The organism is Agrococcus citreus, from assembly GCF_039527715.1.
Lineage (GTDB): Bacteria > Actinomycetota > Actinomycetes > Actinomycetales > Microbacteriaceae > Agrococcus > Agrococcus citreus.
This window is the reverse complement of the sequence record NZ_BAAAKK010000005.1, coordinates 16,115-34,313: the sequence shown is the minus strand read 5'-3', so window position 1 is coordinate 34,313 and position 18,199 is coordinate 16,115. Positions and strand designations below refer to the sequence as shown.

The following is an 18,199-nucleotide window of genomic DNA, read 5'->3' as shown; positions in this document are numbered from 1 at the left end:
GTCGGCGCGGGCAGCGTCGTGTCGCTTCGCCTCGCGCACCGCGCGCCCTGATGGACGCGGTTCGCCAAGCGGCTCAGTGCTCGATGACGCCCTGGAGCTCGACCATCGTGCGGATCGCCTCGATGGTCTTGCGCGGCTGGAGGTGCGCGACGTCCTTCGGCCCGCCGAGCGACAGCAGCGGCACGAACACGAACGACTCGTCGAACGCGAGGGCGCCGTGCGTCGCCACGGCTCGTGGGAAGAGTCCCCAGTCGAACTTGCGGTCCAGGTGCTTCGCGCCGTCCCCGACCGTGAGCTTCACGAAGGTGGAGACCGTCGAGCCGAGGCCGGTGGTGTCCTCCACGCGGTACATGATGCCCGTCACCCCGTCGCCCGGATCCCAGGTGACGACGTCGGCGAACCCGGTCACCATGATCGGGATGGCGATGTGCTGCTTCGTGACCTTGCCGAGCACGTCGCCGATGCCCGCTTCGTAGGCGCGCGGGTCGATGACGCGCACGAACCCCTCGCCGAAGGTTCCGAAGCCGTACTCCTGCCACAGCTCGACGAGCTCTTCCGGGACCCTGTCGCGATAGGCGTCGATCAGATCGGCGGGCACCGGCGCATGCGGAACGAAGTCCGGGATCGCGATCACGGAGCGACCCTATCGACGAGCGAGCGGGAGTGGATGCTGGAAGACGAGGTTGCTCAGCGAGGCCCGGATCTCGCCGTCGATCACTGCGGCACTTCGCGCATCACGCTGATCTTGACGACCCGGCCGTCCTCGTACGCGATGCGCGCGTAGCAGGCCGCCGCCCACTGGAAGCGGTCGGCCTCGTCGCTCGTCCACTCCGGCTCGCAGAAGCGGGCGAGCACCTCGGCGCGCGAGGCCGTCCCGGAGAGGCCATCGATGAGCGCGTCGGGTCGGGGGTAGGCCGCGCGAATCGGGCTGTCGACCGTCGCGATGAAGACCGTGCGGAGCAGTCCGTCCTCGAAGACGAACTCGACGCCCTTGTCCTCGGCCTTGAGGTAGGTCCGATGGCTGTCGCCGAGGTCGTAGTCGCTGCGCGACGTGGGGAGATCGACCGCGGCGAAGGCCCTGAGCGCGGGCTCGTCACTCATGGCGCTGCCCAGCGCATCCGTGAACGTCGTGATCTCGCCGTGCGGTGTCATCCGATGCCTCGCTCCCGGTTCAGCGCGCTGTTGTAGAGGTCGCGGATCTCGCGATCGCTCGGCCGCAAGCCGTCCGCGTCAGCTCCGGAAGCGCGCGTCGACGAGCGCGTGCGACCAGGCGAGCGCGTCGGGGGTCTGGCCGGTGCGGAAGCACTCGTCGACGAACATCGCCCAGGACGTGCGCACGCCTTCGGCGGCATCGTCGGGCATGGCCATGGCCGTCTCGACGACGTCCTGCCACGTCTCGCCGTCGACGCGCAGCGCCTGACGGATGCGCGCGACATTGCCCGCCATCGTCGCGCGGGTGGCGTCGTCGAGGGCGCCGATCGCGTCGAGCACGTAGGCGTCGAGGAAGCGCACCATCGGTGCACCGGCGTAGCGATCGATCGTCTCGGCCATGCTCAGCGCTCCCACGGCCGCGCGCGCAGCGCCGCGAAGTCGCCCGCGAGGAACTCGCCCGCGATGGCTCGAGCGTCCGCGGCATCCGCGAGCGGCAGCGTGCCGACCTCCTCGCCGTCGGGGCCCACGTTCTCGAGCAGCACCGACTCGGCGCCGAACTCGAGGTTCCACTCGTCGGAGTCGGTCACCGAGACGGTGGCGTGCTCCTCGTCGGCGTCGCGCAGGTCGGCGAGCAGGGCGTCGAGCACCTCGATCGACGCGGCTCCCTCGAGCTCAGCGCCGTTCGCGTCGGTGAACCAGACCGCTCGTTCCGTCGTCACTTCTTCCCCCAGATCGCGAAGCCGCCGCGGTTTCCCGGGTGCAGAATACCCCACCACAGCGATCCGGGCGTGTGCTGCGGCGTGGGCACGAGCTGCATCACACCGTCCCGTCCGAGCACCGTGTCGGGGTGCGCGTGGTGCCAGATGAAGTCGGCCGGCGACGGGTTGCGGCGGCCGCCCGGCTGCGCCACGCGATCGGCGATGCCGGGCGAGACCGACTCCATCCAGTCCTGGAAGTCGGCATCCGTCTGCATGGCCTCGTCGAGGGCGGCGTTCGCGCGGTTGAAGTGCACGCTGCGCGATCGCGCCCAGTCGACCTCGTCGAGCGTCATCTCGTAGTAGACCTCGTACTGCTCCGGCAGGCGCGGCCCCTCGAGCCGGTCCGCCTGGGGCGTCACGCGGTCGGGAGCGTCGTGGTCGGGCGCCTTGTCGGGCTTCTTCTGCCCGGCGGCGAGCTCGGCGTCCTTCGCCTCGATCTGCTGCTTGATCTGCCGGGTCTTCGTGCTGAGCCTGCCCGACTTCTCGGCGACCCCGCGAGCGACCTTCGGCACCATCTCCTGGATGGTGTCGATCGCTTCCTTCACGATGATCTTGATGGTCGACATGCGGCGCTACCCCGTCACGATCTGGCAGGAGGAGATCTGGGCGATGAAGTCGTCGGCGAGCCGCTCCTGGTCCGCGGCGTTCGACTCGAGGTCGCCGGCGGCCTGGTCGAGCGCGTCGAGGTCGGCCTCGAACTCGCTCACGTCGCCGATCGCGCCCTCGACGACCTCGGCCTCGAGCATCGCCGTCAGTCCGTCCATCATCGGCCCCTGCAGCGGCTCGATGATCATGGGCAGCAGCTGCTGCGCGAGCTGGTCGACCATGATGTTCGTCAGCACGTCGAGCGCCTTCTTGCGCAGCGCGATGATCGCGGCGTTCGCGGCCAGGCTCGCCCCGAGCGTGAAGATCGCGCTCGCGGCGGCGGCGGCGATCTGCGCGGCGGTGATCACGAGCTCGGCGATCACCTTCACCTTGAGCGCCACCACGGCGTCGGCCGCGATGTCGACGCCGCCCGCGACCGGGTCGAGCGCATCCACCATCTTCTGGATGTTCGTCGACCTGTCGGAGTCCCAGGCGCTCTTGAACGACGTCGAGGCCTGCCCCTTGAGGGCAGCTCCAACGCCCTCCTTCACGCGCGTCTCGGCGACATCGATCGTGCCCTCGATGTCGTCCTTGAACTGCCGCATGATCTGGGCGGCGCGACGCATCTCGTCCTCGTCGAGCGGCGGCCAGTCGTAGCCGAGCATGTCGAGCACCCAGACCAGCTCACCGGGCAGGTTCATCGCCACGACACATCACCTCCGTCTAGCGTTGCGCTCACGGTAGGGCCACGACGCGGGGAAGGGCGATGGGCAGAACTGCCCGTCCGGGTCGAGGCCGTCCCTCAGGGCCGCAGCAGCACCTTGATGGCTCGCCGCTCGTCCATCGCGCGGTACGCCTCGGCGGCGTCCGCGAGCGGCAGCTCGAGGTCGAAGACGGCGGATGCGTCGAGCTCGCCCGCGAGCACGGCCGGCACGAGCTCCGGGAGGTACCGCACGACCGGCGCCATGCCGCCGCGCAGCCCGATGTTGCCGCGGAACGCCGTCGGCCAGGGGATCTGCGTGCCGTGCGGCACGCCCACGAAGCCCACCGTCGCGCCCGGGCGGGCGACGGAGAACGCGGTGAGCATCGACTGCTCCGTGCCGACGCACTCGAGCACGGCATCCGCCCCGACGCCGCCCGTGAGCTCGCGCACGACCTCGACGGCGTCGTCGCCGCGCTCGGGCACGAGGTCGGTCGCGCCGAAGACCGTGGCGATGCGCTGCCGCTCGGGGTTGCGCGAGAGGGCGATGATGCGCTCGGCGCCGAGGCGGCGGGCGGAGAGCACGCCGCAGAGGCCGACGGCGCCGTCGCCCACGACGACCGCCGTCGTGCCCGGCTGCACGCCGGCCGAGACGGCCGCGTGGTAGCCGGTGGGCAGCACGTCGCTGAGCGCGAGCACCGCGGCGTGGCGATCGGGGGAGGGCGCCTCGTCGAGCACGAAGCACGTGGCGTCGGCGTTCGTGACGCGCGTGAGCTCGGCCTGCCCGCTCGCCGTCATGGCGAGCTCGACGCAGCCCTGCGATTGGCCGGCGAGGCAGTGCACGCAGCGGCCGCAGCAGTGGTCGAAGGGCACGATCACGAAGTCGCCCTCGCGCACGCGCTCGACATCGGCGCCGACGGCCTCCACGACGCCGATCGCCTCGTGGCCCACCGTGCGCGGGTCGGATGCCGGGTTGATGCCCCGGTACGACCACAGGTCGGAGCCGCACACGCAACCGGCGACGACGCGCACGATCGCGTCGGTCGGGCGCTCGATGGTCGGGTCGGCCCACGTCTCGACGCGGATGTCACCGGGGGCGTGGAGGATCGTCGCTCGCATGCCACCAGCGTGCCACGCGACATGCGGGAGCCTCTGCACGCAGGAGCTTGGAGGTACGGTGAACGCCACGCACATCGGAGGTCAGCGCAGTGCACCACCGCTTCGAAGCAGAGGTCGCCGGCGGGCTCGGCGAGGGGATCGACTTCGACCCTCGCCGCGAGCCCGCACTCGCCGGTCCGCTGCACTACGAGTTCGCCGGCTGGCTCGGCGACGACATCGTCACGACCTCTGGCTACTGGCTCGTCTCCGGACCGCTCGCCGACGCCCTGCGCGCCTCCGACCTCACCGGGTTCGAGCTCGAGGATGCGGTGGTGACGAAGGAGCAGCAGTTCGACATGCTGCCGCTCGCTCGCCCCTTCCCGGAGCGCTGGGAGCGACTCGTGCCGACCGGATCGCGGCCGGCCGACGACGTGGTGCTCGAGGATCGCGTCGACCTGCTGCTGAGCGACCGCGCGCTCTCGCTGATCCAAAGCTTCGAGACCGGTGAGGCCTTCACGACGCCGGCTGACGAGGCGCCGTTCGAGAGCGAGCTCATGTCGCGGTTCGTCGCGCAGCAGCACGCCAAGGGCAACGACATCTGACGGCATCCGCCGCGACAGGAGGACGAGTGACGAGCACGACGATCACCGGCGAGCTGGGCCGCTACGCGGAGCTGCTGGGAGCCGCGAAGGACGACCCCCGGGTGCTCGAGCTGCTGCAGGCCTCCCCGCACTTCCGGGAGGCGGCGCCCTTCGTCGACCCCGCGAGCGGGGACGAGTGGATCGTGATCGAGAGCGCTGCCGACGGGATCCGGCTGCAGTTCCGCGGCGGCGCGCTCGCCAAGGCATCGGTCGAGGTCGCCGGCAGCGCGCAGCTCGACGCCACGACCGGCCCCGACAGCCTCATCGACGGGCTCGATCTGCGGACCGCGACCGCCGACGCGGTCGTCGCCCGGCTCGGGCAGCCGAGCAAGCGCGGACGCACGGCGCTCCAGTACGCGACTGCGGGCGCGACCGTCACGATCGCGTTCCTGCACGGCAGCGTGCGCTCTGTCACCGTCTCCGACGGCAAGCGCTGACGCCACCCAGGCTTGCTGAAGCCGTCGCGACGGCCTACGGCAGGCGGTCGACGAGCTCGCTCGCGACGCCCGTGTAGGTGCCGGGCGTGAGGCGGCGCAACCGCTCCTTCGCCGCATCCGAGATGTCGAGGCCGTCGACGAACGCGACGAGCTGCTGCTGCCCGACGTGCTGCCCGCGCGTGAGCTCCTTGAGCTGGGCGTAGGGGTCGTCGATCGACGAGCTGCCGGCGAGCACCTCGGCGCGGATGACGGTCTGGATCGCCTCGGCGAGCACCTCCCAGTTGCCGTCGAGCGCGGCGTCGAGCGCCGCATCCGACACCGCGATCTCGGAGAGGCCGCGCCGCAGGTTGTCGAGCGCGAGCAGCGAGTGGCCGAGCGCGACGCCGATGTTGCGCTGCGTCGACGAGTCGGTGAGGTCGCGCTGCAGGCGGCTCGTGACGAGCGTCGCCGAGAGCGACTCGAGCAGCGCCGATGCGATCTCGAGGTTGGCCTCGGCGTTCTCGAAGCGGATCGGGTTGATCTTGTGCGGCATCGTCGATGAGCCCGTCGCACCCGCGACGGGGATCTGCGTGAACGCGCCGAGCATGATGTACGTCCACACATCGGTCGCGAGGTTGTGCAGGATGCGGCCGGCGTGCGAGATCGCGCCGAAGAGCTCGGCCTGCCAGTCGTGCGACTCGATCTGCGTCGTGAGCGGGTTCCAGGTGAGGCCCAGGTGCTCGACGAACGCGGATGCCGTGGCGGGCCAGTCGGCGTGCGGCTCGGCCACGAGGTGGGCCGAGAAGGTGCCGGTCGCGCCCGAGAACTTGCCGAGCACCTCGACCTCGGCGATGCGCTTCGCCTGCCGCTCGAGCCGCCAGGCGACGACCGCGAGCTCCTTGCCGAGCGTGGTCGGCGTCGCGGGCTGGCCGTGCGTGAGGGAGAGCATCGGGCGGTCGCGCTGCTCGAGCGCGAGCTCGCGGAGGCGGTCGATGACGGCGCGGAGCGCGGGGAGCCACACGTCGGCGACCGCGGCCCGGATCGTCAGCGCGTAGGAGAGGTTGTTGATGTCCTCGCTCGTGCACGCGATGTGAACGGCCTCCGAGAGCCGCTCGAGGCCCTGCTGCTGCAGCCGGTCGCGCACGAGGTACTCGACGGCCTTCACGTCGTGGCGCGTGACGGCCTCCTTCTCGGCGAGCCAGTCGATCTCGGCCTGCCCGAAGCCCGCCGCCCACGTGCGCAGCGCCTCGGCGTCCGCGGCGTCGACGGGCGCTGCGCCGAAGAGGCGGTGCTCGGCGACCCACAGCAGCCACTCCACCTCGACGTGCACGCGGGCGCGGTTGAGGCCCGCCTCGGAGAGGTGCTCGGCGAGGCCGGCGGTCTGCCGCTGGTAGCGGCCGTCGAGGGGCGAGAGGGGCTGGATGGGCAGCGGCATGGGACTCCTTCAGGGGCGCATGGCGGGCTGGATCTGGCGGAACAGCCTGCCGACGGCGGTCTCGATCTGGCGGAGGACGGTGCCGAAGAAGGCGTCCTCCGAGTAGTACGGGTCGGGCACGTCGAATGCGGTGGCGTCGGGGTCGAAGGAGAGCAGCAGGCGGATCTTCGACAGCTGCTCGTCACCCCTCGCGAGCGAGCGCAGCGCTCGCTCCTGGCCACGGTCGAACGCGATGACGAGGTCGAAGTCCTCGAGCCAGCGCGGCTTGAACTGCTTGGCGCGATGCGCGCCGCCCTCGTAGCCGGCCTCCGAGAGCACCGTGAGCGTGCGCGGGTCGGCGATCTCGCCCACGTGGTAGTCGCTGATGCCGGCGCTCGCGATGTGCAGCCGGTCGGCGACGCCGTGCCGCTTCGCGAGCTGCTCGAAGACGATCGCGGCCATGGGGGAGCGGCAGATGTTGCCCGTGCAGACGAAGCAGACGCGGAAGCGCGTCGCATCGGCGAGCTCCCGGTCGATGGTCACGCGCTCATTCTCGCAAACCCTGGGGCGCGCCGAGCGCGAGTCTCGAGCGGATCTCTCCACAGCCCGCTCCTGGTGCAGCACCGGCGCCGCTGCACCGGTGCCATGGTGCGTGCTCGGGAGGCCTCCATGACGATGACGGATGCGGCTGCGGCGGAACGGGCGAAGGCGGTCGCGCAAGCGGATGCGGCCGAGGCGGCGGTGCTCCGCGCCGCGCGCCTCGTCGATCAGGCGGCGGCGCTCGTGGTGCTGCGCGGCCAGGACGGCTGGCTCGGGCCGGCGCGCGACGCGTTCGATGCTCGAGGGCTGCGGCTGCACGACCGCCTGGCGGGGGAGGAGCACGACCTCCGGCTGCTGGCGCTCGCCATCCGCGGCTCGGTCTGAGGGGTGCGCGTGGGCGGTCAGGACTGGGAGGGCGGGGGTGGCGACATCGGCGGCGCCGGTGCGCTCGGTGCGGCGGCGAGCCGGTCGGGCGGCGGCGGCGCGATCGGTGGCGCCACCGCGGGGTTCGGCGCGAAGCCGAGCGTCGCGGCGTGGGACGGCACGGTGACGGGCGTCGCGTGCGCGCGGCTGCGCGATGCGTCGTGGCTGGCGCGGCGAGCGATGCTGGCGCTGCGGGTGGCGCCGATGCTGGGGCTCACGGCCGCCCCCGGGGTCGACGTCGCCGGACTGCGCGCGTGCGCCGCCGAGATCGACGCGCGCATCGTCGCGATCAGCGCGCTCGTCGCCGAGCTCGATCGGCTGCACGACGACACGATGCTCGCGGGCCGCGCGTACGAGCTCGCCTCCGACGCGGTGCTCGGGCTCGTCGAGGAGGTCGCAGGCACTGCCGCGCACGCGCTCGGCGCCGCCGCACCCGCGCTCCTCATGGCCGCCGCGGGCGTCGCCGCGCCCTGGACGGCGGCGCTGCTGCTCGGGGCGGGCGCCGCGCTGTCCGTCGGGCTCGTGGTCGTGCCGCTCGCCGCGCAGCTCGCCGCCACGCATCCGCACCACGTCGCCGCCGTCGTCGCCCACGCGCGCGCGGCGGGCGTGCCGCTCGACCGCTTCATGGCGCAGGCCGCGGGGTTCTGGGACCGGGCGGGCGAGGCGCTGCTCGCGACGCCCGGCTTCGTGCCGGCGCTCGCGATCGCCGTCGAGTCGACCGACGAGGCGCTCGCGGGCCTCTTGCGCATCCCGGAGCCGGTCGCGGCGCAGCTCGAGGCGACGATCGGCGACGACGAGCTCTTCGCGGCGCTCGCCGCAGGCATCGGGCTCGGCGTGCGGGCCGGCGCGGGCCTGCAGCCCGTCCGGGCGACGGCCGTGCGCGCCGCGCCGCTGCGCCCGCGGCCGGTGACCTCCCCGGGCGAGGCGATGCGCGTGATCCTCGCGCAGGACCAGCAGATCACGATCCACGAGCACCGCATGCCCGACGGCGGTCGGCGCTTCCAGGTGTTCGTGCGGGGCACGCAGGCGTGGCTGCCCGACGACTCCACCGGCCTCGACGGTCTCGCGAACGTCGAGAACGCAGGGTCGACACCGCGCGCGCTGCTCGGCTCCGACGCGGCGCTCGCCGAGGCGATGGAGTCGGCGGGCATCGGCGCCGACGACCCGGTCGACCTCTTCGCCTACTCGCAGGGTGCAGCCGCCGCGGCGAACGTGGCTGCGAGCGAGCGGTTCCGCGTCGAGACGGCGCTGCTCGTGGCGGGACCGGTCGCGGGCACCGAGCTGCCGCGCGACGTCGCGGTGCTCTCGGTCGCGCACGAGGGCGACCCGGCAGCGGCGATGGACGGGATCGGCGACGGCGACGGGCCGACCACCGTGCTGTTCGAGAGCGCGGGCGGTCACGGCACGGGCTTCGGCGCTCGGCACTCGGGGGAGGAGTACGCCGAGTCGCTCTCGCGTCCGCCGGACTTCTACGTCTCGAGCTACGCGGAGCGGCTGCGCGAGGCGAACGCCGGTGCGACGGGGGTCGCGGGGTGGAGCGTGGAGGTCCGGCGCTCCTGATTCCCCACATCGAGATCACGCCCGCCCGAGGGTCAACGCTCCCGCGGCCGCTCCTTGCCGAAGATCGGGCGCGTCACGATCGTGATGAGCCAGGTGAGGAACGCGATGCAGACCGCCGCGAGCATGCCCCACCAGAACGACTCGACCTGGATCCCGTAGCCGACGAGCTCCGAGAGCCAGTGGACGATCATGAGCAGGAAGGCGTTCACGAAGAGGGCGACGATGCCGAGGGTGAGGATGTAGAGCGGGAAGGCGACGATGCGGATGACGTTGCCGATCGTCGCGTTCACGATCGCGAACACGAGCGCGACGCCGAGGGTCGTGAGCGCGACCTCCCACCACGCGTCGCCGATGGGCACGATGCTGACGCCGGGGACGAACTGGGTGACGAGCCAGATGGCCACAGCGGTGAAGGCGACGCGGAGCAGGAAGCGCATGCGGCGATCATCCCATCCATCGGCCGAGACGGGCCCATATCCCCACCCTGGCCTTCACGCGCAATAGCCTGAACCGGTGACTGTGCGACTTCGAGCCGAGATCGCGGCCGTGCCGCCGTACCAGCAGGGACGGCCCGCGCCCGAGGGGGGCTTCAAGCTCTCCAGCAACGAGAACCCGTTCCCACCGCTGCCCGCGGTGGTCGAGGCGGTGCAGCGGGAGGCCCTGCGGGTCAACCGCTATCCGGCGCCCGGCGCGCCCGCCCTCAAGGCGGCGCTCGCGACCGAGCTGGGCGTCGACGCCGAGCGCATCCTGATCGGCGACGGCTCCGCCTCGCTGCTGCAGCAGCTCATCCACGCCGTCGCCGGCCCCGGAGACGAGGTCGTCTACGCCTGGCGATCGTTCGACGCGTACCCGCTGTTCGTCCGCACGGGCGGCGCGACGCCCGTCGAGGTGCCGGTCGACGCCGACCACGCGCACGACCTCGACGCGATGGCCGACGCGATCACCGACCGCACGCGCGCCGTCATCGTCTGCAGCCCCAACAACCCCACCGGCACCGTCGTCGATCCCGCGGCCCTCGACGCGTTCATCGCGCGGGTGCCCTCCGACGTGCTCATCATGCTCGACGAGGCCTACATCGAGTTCGTGCAGGGGCCGAAGGTCGACGGCATCGCGCTCCAGCGCGCGCACGACAACCTCGTGGTGCTGCGCACCTTCTCGAAGGCGCACGGCCTCGCCGCCCTCCGCGTCGGCTTCGCGGTCGGCGACCCGGGCGTGCTGCGCGGCGCCGACCTCACCGGCGTGCCGCTGTCGCAGACCGCGCTCGCGTCGTCGGCCGCCATCGCGGCGCTCGCCCACCGCGACGAGACGTACGCGCGCATCGAGGTGCTCGTCGCCCAGCGCGACGCGCTGTGGCAGCGGCTCGTCGACGCCGGCGTGCCGGTGCCGCGGCCGTTCGCCAACTTCGTGTGGATCCCGTCCCGCGCCGGGCAGGAGGAGGCCATCCACGACATCCTCTTCGCCCACCGCATCGTCGCGAAGGTCTTCGCCGACGGCGTGCGCATCTCGGTGGGGGAGCCGGAGGCCGACGACCACATCGTCGCGGCCGCCGTCGACATCCAGGCGCTGCAGTGACCCGAGCAGACGTCGCGACCGAGCCGATCCGTCTGCTCGACGCCGACGGCTCGCTCGTCGAGACCGACGAGAACGCCGAGTGGCGCGAGCTCGCGGCGCAGCTCGGGACGGCTGACCGGCTCGCGATGCACGGCGAGATGCTGCGCACGCGCCGCTTCGACATCGAGGCCGGCCACCTGCAGCGGCAGGGCAAGCTCGGCCTGTGGGTGCCCTCGATCGGTCAGGAGGGCGCGCAGGTCGGCGCCGCCTGGGCGTCGCGCGACCAGGACACGCTCTTCCCCTCCTATCGCGAGCACCTGCTCGCGCTGCACCGCGGCGTCGACATGCTGCAGATCATCGACATCTTCCGCGGGGCCGTCCACGGCGGCTGGGACCCGCTCGAGACGCGCGGCATGCGCATCTACTCGCTCGTGATCGCCACGCACGCGCTGCACGCGACCGGCTACGCGATGGGCATCCGCTTCGACGGCAAGTGCGGCACGGGCGACCCGTCGACCGACGAGGCCGTCATGGCGTTCTACGGCGACGGCGCCGCGAGCCAGGGCGACGCGAGCGAGGGGCTCGTGTTCGCCGCGAGCTACGACGCGCCGGTCGTCTTCTTCGTGCAGAACAACAAGTGGGCCATCTCGGTGCCGTCGACGCGGCAGAGCCGCTTCCCGCTCCACGAGCGCGCCCGCGGCTTCGGCCTCGACGCCGCGTGGGTCGACGGCAACGACCCGCTCGCGTCGTTCGCGGTGACCCGGCGGATGCTCGACGCGGCGAGGCAGGGACGCCCCGGCTACGTCGAGGCCGACACCTACCGCATGGGGGCGCACACCACGAGCGACGACCCCACCCGCTACCGGCCCTCCGAGGAGGAGGAGTCGTGGCGCCGCCGCGACCCGATCGCGCGGCTCGCGGCGCACCTGCGCGAGCTCGGGGTCGACGACGCGACCCTCGCCGAGCAGGACCGGGAGGCGACCGAGCTCGCCGCAGACATGCGCCGCCGCACCCTCGAGGCGGGATCGGCCGCGAGCGACGACATCTTCGACCACGTGTACAGCGAGCCGCACCCGCTCATGCTCGAGCAGAAGCGGGCGCTCGCCGAGTTCGAGGCCGGCTTCGGAGGCGAGGCATGACGCAGATCGAGCAGGCCGGCCCGACCCGCCCGGCGCAGCCCGCGGCATCCGTCACCATGCCGATCGCGAAGGCGCTGAACTCGGCGCTCCGCGAGGCGATGCGCGCCGACGAGAAGGTGCTGCTCATGGGCGAGGACATCGGCCCGCTCGGCGGCGTCTTCCGCATCACCGACGGGCTGCACGCCGAGTTCGGGGGCGACCGCGTGCTCGACACCCCGCTCGCCGAGGCGGGCATCATCGGCACCGCGATCGGCCTCGCGATGCGCGGCTACCGGCCGGTGATCGAGATCCAGTTCGACGGCTTCGTCTACCCCGGCTTCGACCAGATCGTCTCGCAGCTCGCGAAGATGACCGCGCGGCACCGCGGCCGGCTGTCGATGCCCGTCGTCATCCGCATCCCCTACGGCGGGCACATCGGCGCGGTCGAGCACCACCAGGAGAGCCCCGAGGCGTACTTCGCGCACACCGCGGGGCTGCGGGTCGTGAGCCCGTCGACGGCGAACGACGCCCACTGGATGCTGCGGCAGGCGATCGAGAACGACGACCCGGTGATCTTCCTCGAGCCGAAGTCGAAGTACTGGTCGAAGGGCGAGGTGCTCTCGGCGCCCGCCGCCGACCTGCATCGCGCGGTGATCGCGAAGCCCGGCCGCGACGTGACGCTCATCGGCCACGGCGCCATGGTGCACGTGCTGCTGCAGGCGGCCCAGATCGCCGAGCGCGAGGGCACGTCGTGCGAGGTCTTCGACCTGCGCTCCCTGTCGCCGATCGACTGGGCGCCGCTCGTCGAGTCGGCGCAGCGCACCGGCCGCGTCGTCGTCGCGCAGGAGGCGCCTGGCCACGCGTCGGTCGGCTCCGAGGTCGCGGCGACGATCGCCGAGCGCGCCTTCTACTCGCTCGAGGCGCCCGTGCTGCGGGTCTCCGGCTTCGACACCCCCTTCCCGCCCGCGCAGCTGGAGGACATCTACCTGCCCGACGCCGACCGCGTGCTCGACGCGGTCGACCGCTCGCTGGCCTACTGACCCGACCGACCGAAGGACGATCCATGCAGGAGTTCAGGCTGCCCGATCCGGGCGAGGGCCTCACCGAGGCCGAGATCGTCACGTGGCGCGTCCAGCCGGGCGACACGGTGCACGTCAACGACGTGCTGCTCGAGGTCGAGACCGCGAAGTCGCTCGTCGAGCTGCCGAGCCCCTTCGAGGGCACCGTCGAGGCGCTGCTCGTCGAGGAGGGGCAGACCGTCGAGGTCGGCACCCCCATCATCCGCGTCTCCGGCGGCGATCGGCAGGCGGTCGAGACGACGCTCGACACGCAGCAGACGGTCGACCGCGACGAGGACGGCGGCGCGGTGCTCGTCGGCTACGGCGTCCGCGGCGGTGCCGAGACGCGCCGCCGCAAGCCCCACACCGTGCGCGACGTGCCGCCGCCGGCGCGCGCGAGCGGCGGCCGGCCGAGCCCGCCCGCCTCGGTGCCCGCGGCATCCGCCTCGCCGGTGATCGCGAAGCCGCCGATCCGCAAGCTCGCGAAGGACCTCGGCGTCGACCTCTCGGCCGTCGCGGGCACGGGGCTCGCGGGCGAGGTGACGCGCGACGACGTCGTGCAGTCGGCGCAGCAGGCGAGCGTGTTCCGCAACCTCGAGACACCCGAGTGGTCGGGCGGGCGCGAGGAGCGCATCCCCGTCAAGGGCGTGCGCAAGGTGATCGCGCAGGGCATGGTCGACTCCGCGTTCACCGCGCCGCACGTGTCGGTCTTCACCGACGTGGATGCGACGCGCACGATGGAGTTCGTGCAGCGGCTGAAGGCGTCGACCGACTTCGCCGACGTCAAGGTGTCGCCGCTGCTCATCATGGCGAAGGCGATCCTGTGGGCGATCCGCAGGTCGCCGCAGGTGAACTCGACCTTCACGGGCGACGAGCTCGTCGTGCACCACTACGTCAACCTCGGCATCGCTGCCGCGACGCCGCGCGGGCTGCTCGTGCCGAACGTCAAGGACGCGCAGAGCATGTCGCTGCTCGAGCTCGCGAAGGCGCTGCAGCAGCTGACGACGACGGCGCGCGAGGGCAGGACGCAGCCGAGCGACATGCAGCACGGCACGTTCACGATCACGAACATCGGCGTGTTCGGCATGGACACCGGCACGCCCATCCTCAACCCGGGCGAGACGGGCATCCTCGCGCTCGGCACGATCCGGCAGAAGCCGTGGGTCGTCGACGGCGAGGTGCGCCCGCGCTGGGTCACGACCGTGGGCGGCTCGTTCGACCACCGCGCGATCGACGGCGACGTCATCAGCCGGTTCGTGGCCGACGTCGCGTCGATCCTCGAGGAGCCGGCGCTGCTGCTCGACTGACCCCCGCGGATCGAGCCGTAGCCGGCGGAGCCGGCCGCGAGCCGAGATCACCGCTCATCGCGCCCGAGGTTCGCCCGTTCTCGGAGCAGTGCGCGGCCTACGTGGAGGCATGGGCGCTCATGCAGTCGAACCCCGACGACGCCTTCCGCGTGCTACTCGGCGAGCGGGCGGCGCCACCAGTCGTCGTCGGGCGCGACGGGCATCCGCCGCTTGTGCTCGGTGCGGAGGAAGCGGTCGGTGAGGGCCTCCGCCGCCTCGGCGGGGACCTCCTCACCCTGCAGGAACGCGTCGATGTCGCGGTACTTGAGGCCGAGCTCCGCCTCGTCGGCCTGCCCTGGCTTGCCGTCGAGCAGGTCGGCGGTCGGCTCCTTCTGCCACAGCCGCTCGGGCGCATCGAGCTGCCGCAGCAGCTGCTTGCCCTGGCCCTTCGTGAGTCCCGAGAGCGGCAGCACGTCGGCGCCGCCGTCGCCGAACTTCGTGTAGAAGCCCGTCACCGCCTCGGCGGCGTGGTCGGTGCCGAGCACGAGCAGACCGAGCTGGCCGCCGATCGCGTACTGCGCGATCATGCGGGCTCGCGCCTTCACGTTGCCCTTGTGGTAGTCGCTCACCTCGCCGACGCCCGCCTCGATCGACGCCTCGAGCGCATCGACGCCCGGCTTCACGTCGACGACGACCTCGCGGTCGGCCCTGATGAAGTCGAGGGCGAGCTGCGCATCGTCCTCGTCGTGCTGCACCCCGTAGGGGAGGCGGACGGCGACGAAGGACGCGTCGTGGCCGGACTCCCGCCGGCGCTCGACCGCGAGCTGTGCGAGCCGGCCCGCGAGCGTCGAGTCCTGCCCGCCCGAGATGCCGAGTACGTAGCCCTTGGCGCCCGTCGCCGCGAGGTAGTCGACCAGGAAGGCGACGCGGCGCTCGAGCTCCGCGGCGGGGTCGATCGACGGCTGGGAGCCGAGGGCGGCGATGATGTCGGACTGCGTCGTACCGGTGGAGCGATCCATGGCGGGAAGCCTAGCCCCGAGATGTTGCGGATGTGTTGCGTGGACGAGTTTGACAATCGTTCTCAACAACCCCTAGCGTTGGCGTGCACGGCAGAGCCCGTGCTGGACAAGGACCTCATGCACAACCTCTCCGCAGTGGGCGCCGTCGGCGTCATGGCACTGGCGCTCTCGGGATGCGCCGGCGCGGCGTCGGGCACCGTCGTCGACGACCGGCTCGAGGTCGTCGCCACGACGACGCAGCTCGCCGACATCACGCGCGAGGTCGTCGGCGACGCGGCGACCGTGACGAGCCTGCTGGAGCCCGGGAGCTCCGCCCACGCCTTCGACCCCGGTCCCTCGGCGCTCTCGGCGCTCGCGCGCGCCGACCTGCTGCTCATCAGCGGCGCGGGCCTCGAGACGTGGCTCGACGACACCGTCGAGGCGGCGGGGTTCGCCGGGACCGTCGTCGACACGTCCGCCGGCATCGAGCTCATCGCGACGGAGGACGACCCGCATGCGGGCCACGATCACGGCGACGAGGCCGAGGACGGCCACGAGGGCGAGACGGCCGAGGAGCACGCCGAGCACGCCGACGAGGACGCGCACGAGGGCCATGACCACGGCGACTTCGACCCGCACGTCTGGACCGACCCGGCGAACGCGATCGTGCAGGCGGAGGCCGTGCGCGACGCGGTGCTCGCCGCCGATCCCGACGCCGGCATCGACGCATCCGCCGACGCCTACCTCTCGCAGCTGCGCGAGCTCGAGACGTGGATGCGCGACTCGATCGAGCAGGTGCCGGTCGAGGAGCGCCTCGTCGTCACCACGCACGACACGTTCGGCTACATGGAGCGGGCGTTCGACGTGCAGGTCGTGGGCACCGTGCTGCCGAGCATCGACGACAGCGCCGACGCGAGCGCCGCGCACATCGACGAGCTCGTCGCGGAGATCCGCGAGAGCGGCGCGCCGGTCGTGTTCAGCGAGAACGCGATCGACCCGCAGCTCGCCGCCACCATCGCGCGCGAGGCCGGCGTCGAGCTGCGCGAGGGGGAGGACGCGCTCGCGGCCGATGCACTGGGCGTCGACGGCTCGGCGACCGGCACGTACATCGGCTCGCAGATCCACAACACCACCGCGCTCGTGACCGGCTGGGGCGCGGAGCCGCTCGCGGTGCCAGAATCGCTCCTGTGACCCAGGAGCGCAGCACCCCGATCGTCGAGATCGCCGACGCCTCCTTCGGGTACGGGGGCGCACCGGTGCTCACCGACGTGAGCTTCGAGGTGCGCGCGGGCGAGGCGGTCGCGCTGATCGGCCCCAACGGCGCCGGCAAGTCGACGCTGCTCGCGGGGCTGCTCGGGCTCGCCGAGCACGATGCGCGCGTCTTCCGCGTGCCGAGCGGCCGCGGCGAGATCGGCGCCCTGCCGCAGTCGAGCGAGATCGACCCGGCCTTCCCGGTGACGCTCGAGCAGGTCGTCGCGATGGGCCGCACGCCTCGGCTCGGCCTGCGCTGGCCGGGCGGCCGGGACCGTCGCGTCGTCGCCGACGCGCTCGCGACCGTCGGGCTCACCGAGCATCGCCGCACCCGCTTCGGCGACCTCTCCGGCGGGCAGCGCCAGCGCGGCCTGCTCGCGAGGGCGCTCGCGAGCGAGCCCCTGCTGCTGCTGCTCGACGAGCCGTTCAACGGGCTCGACCAGGGCTCGCGCGAGGCGCTGCTCGAGACGATCGGCGCGCTCAAGGCGCAGGGCGTGGCGCTCGTCATCACGACCCACGACCTCGAGCTCGCCCGCGCGGTCTGCGACCGAACCCTGCTCGTCAACCAGCGTCAGATCGCCTTCGACGAGACCGGCTGCGTGCTGACCCTCGAGCGGGTCGAGGCCGCGTTCGCCTCGCACGTGATGGAGATCGACGGGCACACGCTCGCCACCACCGAGCACCACGAGGTCGAGCACGCTGCGCACCACCCGCGGATGCAGGCGGATGACGGCGCGCGAGCCCCGCTCGACGCCCGATGACGCCCGCCGCTGCGGCACTGCTCGACCCGTTCACGCCCTTCGCCGTGCCCTTCCTGGCGCGGCCGCTGCTGCTGCTCATCGCGCTCGCCGTCGCCGCCGGCACCGTCGGGATGCTCGTCCACCTGCGCCGGCTCGAGTTCTCGGCCGACGGGCTCACGCACGCGGTCTTCCCCGGGCTCGCGATCGGCGCGGCCCTCGGCGGGGCGGCGGGCCTGCTGCCCGGTGCGCTCGGTGCCGCGCTCGTCGCGGCCGTCGTGCTCGCGCTCATCGCCCGGCGCGGCCAGCCCCGCGACACCGCGGTCGCGATCGTGCTGACGAGCTTCTTCTCGCTCGGCGTCGTGCTCGTCTCCGCGTCGCAGGGCGTCGCGGGCAGCCTCTCCGACTTCTTCTTCGGCCGCCTCCTCACGATCACGTGGAGCGGCCTGTGGATCGCGGTCGCGCTCGTGGCGGTCGGTGTCGTGCTCGTGGTCGCGACCGCCGGTCAGCAGCTGTTCGCGGCGTTCGACGCGGCCGGCGCCCGCCGCGCGGGACTGCCCGTGCTCGCGCTCGAGATGGTCGGCACGGTCGCGGTCGCGCTCGTGGTGGTCGCCGCATCCGCATCGGTCGGCACGCTGCTCGCGCTCGCCGTCGTCATCGTGCCCGCCGCCGCGGCCCGCGCCGTCACGCGGTCGCTGCGCACGGCCGTCGTCGTCGCGATCGCCTTCGGCGCCATCACGGGCTGGCTCGGCCTGTGGCTCGTCGTGCAGCTCGCCGAGCTCGGCGTCGATGCCGCGCCCGGTGCGACCGTCGCGCTCACGATGATCGTCGGCTACGTGCTCATGCTCGGCGCGGGGGCGCTGCGAGGGCGCGCCGGTCGTCGCGCGGGCGCGGCCCCTTCGGCGGGGGGGGG

The 18,199-nt window shown here is 72.6% G+C and carries 21 protein-coding genes and 1 pseudogene; 11 read left to right on the top strand and 11 right to left on the bottom strand.

Going from position 1 to position 18,199, the window contains the following annotated elements; all coding sequences use genetic code 11:
* Window positions 1-73: 73 nt before the first annotated feature.
* From ABD106_RS08905 to ABD106_RS08875, 7 genes are all read right to left on the bottom strand, one after another.
* On the bottom strand, window positions 74-634 hold the full coding sequence (locus ABD106_RS08905) for a GAD-like domain-containing protein (protein WP_343919514.1): 561 nt from the start codon (window positions 632-634) through the stop codon (window positions 74-76).
* 80 nt (window positions 635-714) lie between these two features.
* The gene (locus tag ABD106_RS08900) at window positions 715-1,152 is read right to left on the bottom strand and encodes a hypothetical protein (protein ID WP_343919512.1); all 438 of its coding nucleotides are present in this window, start codon (window positions 1,150-1,152) and stop codon (window positions 715-717) included.
* 78 nt (window positions 1,153-1,230) lie between these two features.
* A complete protein-coding gene (locus ABD106_RS08895; protein WP_343919510.1) occupies window positions 1,231-1,551 on the bottom strand; it encodes a hypothetical protein in 321 nt (106 codons plus the stop codon).
* A 2-nt stretch (window positions 1,552-1,553) separates the two neighbouring features.
* A complete protein-coding gene (locus ABD106_RS08890) occupies window positions 1,554-1,871 on the bottom strand; it encodes a hypothetical protein (protein ID WP_343919508.1) in 318 nt (105 codons plus the stop codon).
* The gene (locus ABD106_RS08885; RefSeq protein WP_343919506.1) at window positions 1,868-2,476 is read right to left on the bottom strand and encodes an HNH endonuclease family protein; all 609 of its coding nucleotides are present in this window, start codon (window positions 2,474-2,476) and stop codon (window positions 1,868-1,870) included. The genes ABD106_RS08890 and ABD106_RS08885 overlap by 4 nt, the downstream gene beginning before the upstream one ends.
* A gap of 6 nt (window positions 2,477-2,482) precedes the next feature.
* Window positions 2,483-3,196 carry a WXG100 family type VII secretion target gene (locus ABD106_RS08880; protein ID WP_343921030.1) on the bottom strand — a complete coding sequence of 238 codons (714 nt, stop codon included), beginning with the start codon at window positions 3,194-3,196 and terminating at the stop codon, window positions 2,483-2,485.
* 101 nt (window positions 3,197-3,297) lie between these two features.
* Window positions 3,298-4,314 carry a zinc-binding dehydrogenase gene (locus ABD106_RS08875; RefSeq protein ID WP_343919504.1) on the bottom strand — a complete coding sequence of 339 codons (1,017 nt, stop codon included), beginning with the start codon at window positions 4,312-4,314 and terminating at the stop codon, window positions 3,298-3,300.
* Between the two features lie 89 nt (window positions 4,315-4,403).
* On the opposite strand from ABD106_RS08875, the gene ABD106_RS08870 reads away from it, so the two are divergent.
* Window positions 4,404-4,895 (top strand): hypothetical protein, encoded by a 492-nt coding sequence (locus ABD106_RS08870; RefSeq protein ID WP_343919502.1) that lies wholly within the window; start codon window positions 4,404-4,406, stop codon window positions 4,893-4,895.
* A 26-nt stretch (window positions 4,896-4,921) separates the two neighbouring features.
* Entirely contained in the window at window positions 4,922-5,371 is a 450-nt protein-coding gene (locus ABD106_RS08865) for a hypothetical protein (protein WP_343919501.1), read from the top strand.
* 34 nt (window positions 5,372-5,405) lie between these two features.
* On the opposite strand, the gene purB is transcribed toward ABD106_RS08865, so the two are convergent.
* Both purB and ABD106_RS08855 read right to left on the bottom strand, forming a co-directional pair.
* Window positions 5,406-6,785, bottom strand: coding sequence for an adenylosuccinate lyase (purB, locus tag ABD106_RS08860; RefSeq protein ID WP_343919499.1), 1,380 nt, complete (start codon window positions 6,783-6,785; stop codon window positions 5,406-5,408).
* Between the two features lie 9 nt (window positions 6,786-6,794).
* Window positions 6,795-7,307 carry a low molecular weight protein-tyrosine-phosphatase gene (locus ABD106_RS08855; protein WP_343919497.1) on the bottom strand — a complete coding sequence of 171 codons (513 nt, stop codon included), beginning with the start codon at window positions 7,305-7,307 and terminating at the stop codon, window positions 6,795-6,797.
* A 126-nt stretch (window positions 7,308-7,433) separates the two neighbouring features.
* Between ABD106_RS08855 and ABD106_RS08850 the strand changes: the two genes are divergently transcribed.
* Complete coding sequence (locus tag ABD106_RS08850; protein WP_343919495.1) at window positions 7,434-7,688, top strand: hypothetical protein; 255 nt, start codon at window positions 7,434-7,436, stop codon at window positions 7,686-7,688.
* A gap of 9 nt (window positions 7,689-7,697) precedes the next feature.
* Window positions 7,698-9,287, top strand: coding sequence for a hypothetical protein (locus ABD106_RS08845; protein WP_343919493.1), 1,590 nt, complete (start codon window positions 7,698-7,700; stop codon window positions 9,285-9,287).
* Between the two features lie 32 nt (window positions 9,288-9,319).
* Here ABD106_RS08845 and ABD106_RS08840 read toward each other — a convergent pair whose 3' ends face one another.
* Window positions 9,320-9,724, bottom strand: coding sequence for a phage holin family protein (locus ABD106_RS08840; protein ID WP_343919491.1), 405 nt, complete (start codon window positions 9,722-9,724; stop codon window positions 9,320-9,322).
* A 76-nt stretch (window positions 9,725-9,800) separates the two neighbouring features.
* On the opposite strand from ABD106_RS08840, the gene ABD106_RS08835 reads away from it, so the two are divergent.
* From ABD106_RS08835 to ABD106_RS08820, 4 genes are read left to right on the top strand one after another with little or no spacing between them, the layout of a single operon-like run.
* On the top strand, window positions 9,801-10,859 hold the full coding sequence (locus ABD106_RS08835) for a histidinol-phosphate transaminase (protein ID WP_343919489.1): 1,059 nt from the start codon (window positions 9,801-9,803) through the stop codon (window positions 10,857-10,859).
* The gene (locus ABD106_RS08830; RefSeq protein WP_343919487.1) at window positions 10,856-11,977 is read left to right on the top strand and encodes a thiamine pyrophosphate-dependent enzyme; all 1,122 of its coding nucleotides are present in this window, start codon (window positions 10,856-10,858) and stop codon (window positions 11,975-11,977) included. The genes ABD106_RS08835 and ABD106_RS08830 overlap by 4 nt, the downstream gene beginning before the upstream one ends.
* A complete protein-coding gene (locus ABD106_RS08825; protein ID WP_343919485.1) occupies window positions 11,974-12,996 on the top strand; it encodes an alpha-ketoacid dehydrogenase subunit beta in 1,023 nt (340 codons plus the stop codon). Before ABD106_RS08830 ends, ABD106_RS08825 begins: the two co-directional genes overlap by 4 nt.
* Before the next feature lie 23 nt (window positions 12,997-13,019).
* Window positions 13,020-14,321: a dihydrolipoamide acetyltransferase family protein gene (locus tag ABD106_RS08820; protein WP_343919483.1), complete on the top strand. Its 1,302-nt coding sequence runs from the start codon at window positions 13,020-13,022 to the stop codon at window positions 14,319-14,321.
* A 152-nt stretch (window positions 14,322-14,473) separates the two neighbouring features.
* On the opposite strand, the gene nadE is transcribed toward ABD106_RS08820, so the two are convergent.
* Window positions 14,474-15,319 carry an ammonia-dependent NAD(+) synthetase gene (gene nadE, locus ABD106_RS08815; protein ID WP_343919481.1) on the bottom strand — a complete coding sequence of 282 codons (846 nt, stop codon included), beginning with the start codon at window positions 15,317-15,319 and terminating at the stop codon, window positions 14,474-14,476.
* A 99-nt stretch (window positions 15,320-15,418) separates the two neighbouring features.
* Here nadE and ABD106_RS08810 point away from each other — a divergent pair, with 99 nt between their 5' ends.
* The 3 genes and pseudogenes from ABD106_RS08810 to ABD106_RS14560 all read left to right on the top strand — a co-directional run.
* A complete protein-coding gene (locus ABD106_RS08810; RefSeq protein WP_343919479.1) occupies window positions 15,419-16,489 on the top strand; it encodes a metal ABC transporter substrate-binding protein in 1,071 nt (356 codons plus the stop codon).
* Window positions 16,486-17,310, top strand: coding sequence for a metal ABC transporter ATP-binding protein (locus ABD106_RS08805; RefSeq protein ID WP_343919477.1), 825 nt, complete (start codon window positions 16,486-16,488; stop codon window positions 17,308-17,310). Before ABD106_RS08810 ends, ABD106_RS08805 begins: the two co-directional genes overlap by 4 nt.
* Window positions 17,307-18,199: pseudogene (locus tag ABD106_RS14560) on the top strand (metal ABC transporter permease); the annotation flags it as partial. The gene ABD106_RS08805 and the pseudogene ABD106_RS14560, both read left to right, overlap by 4 nt.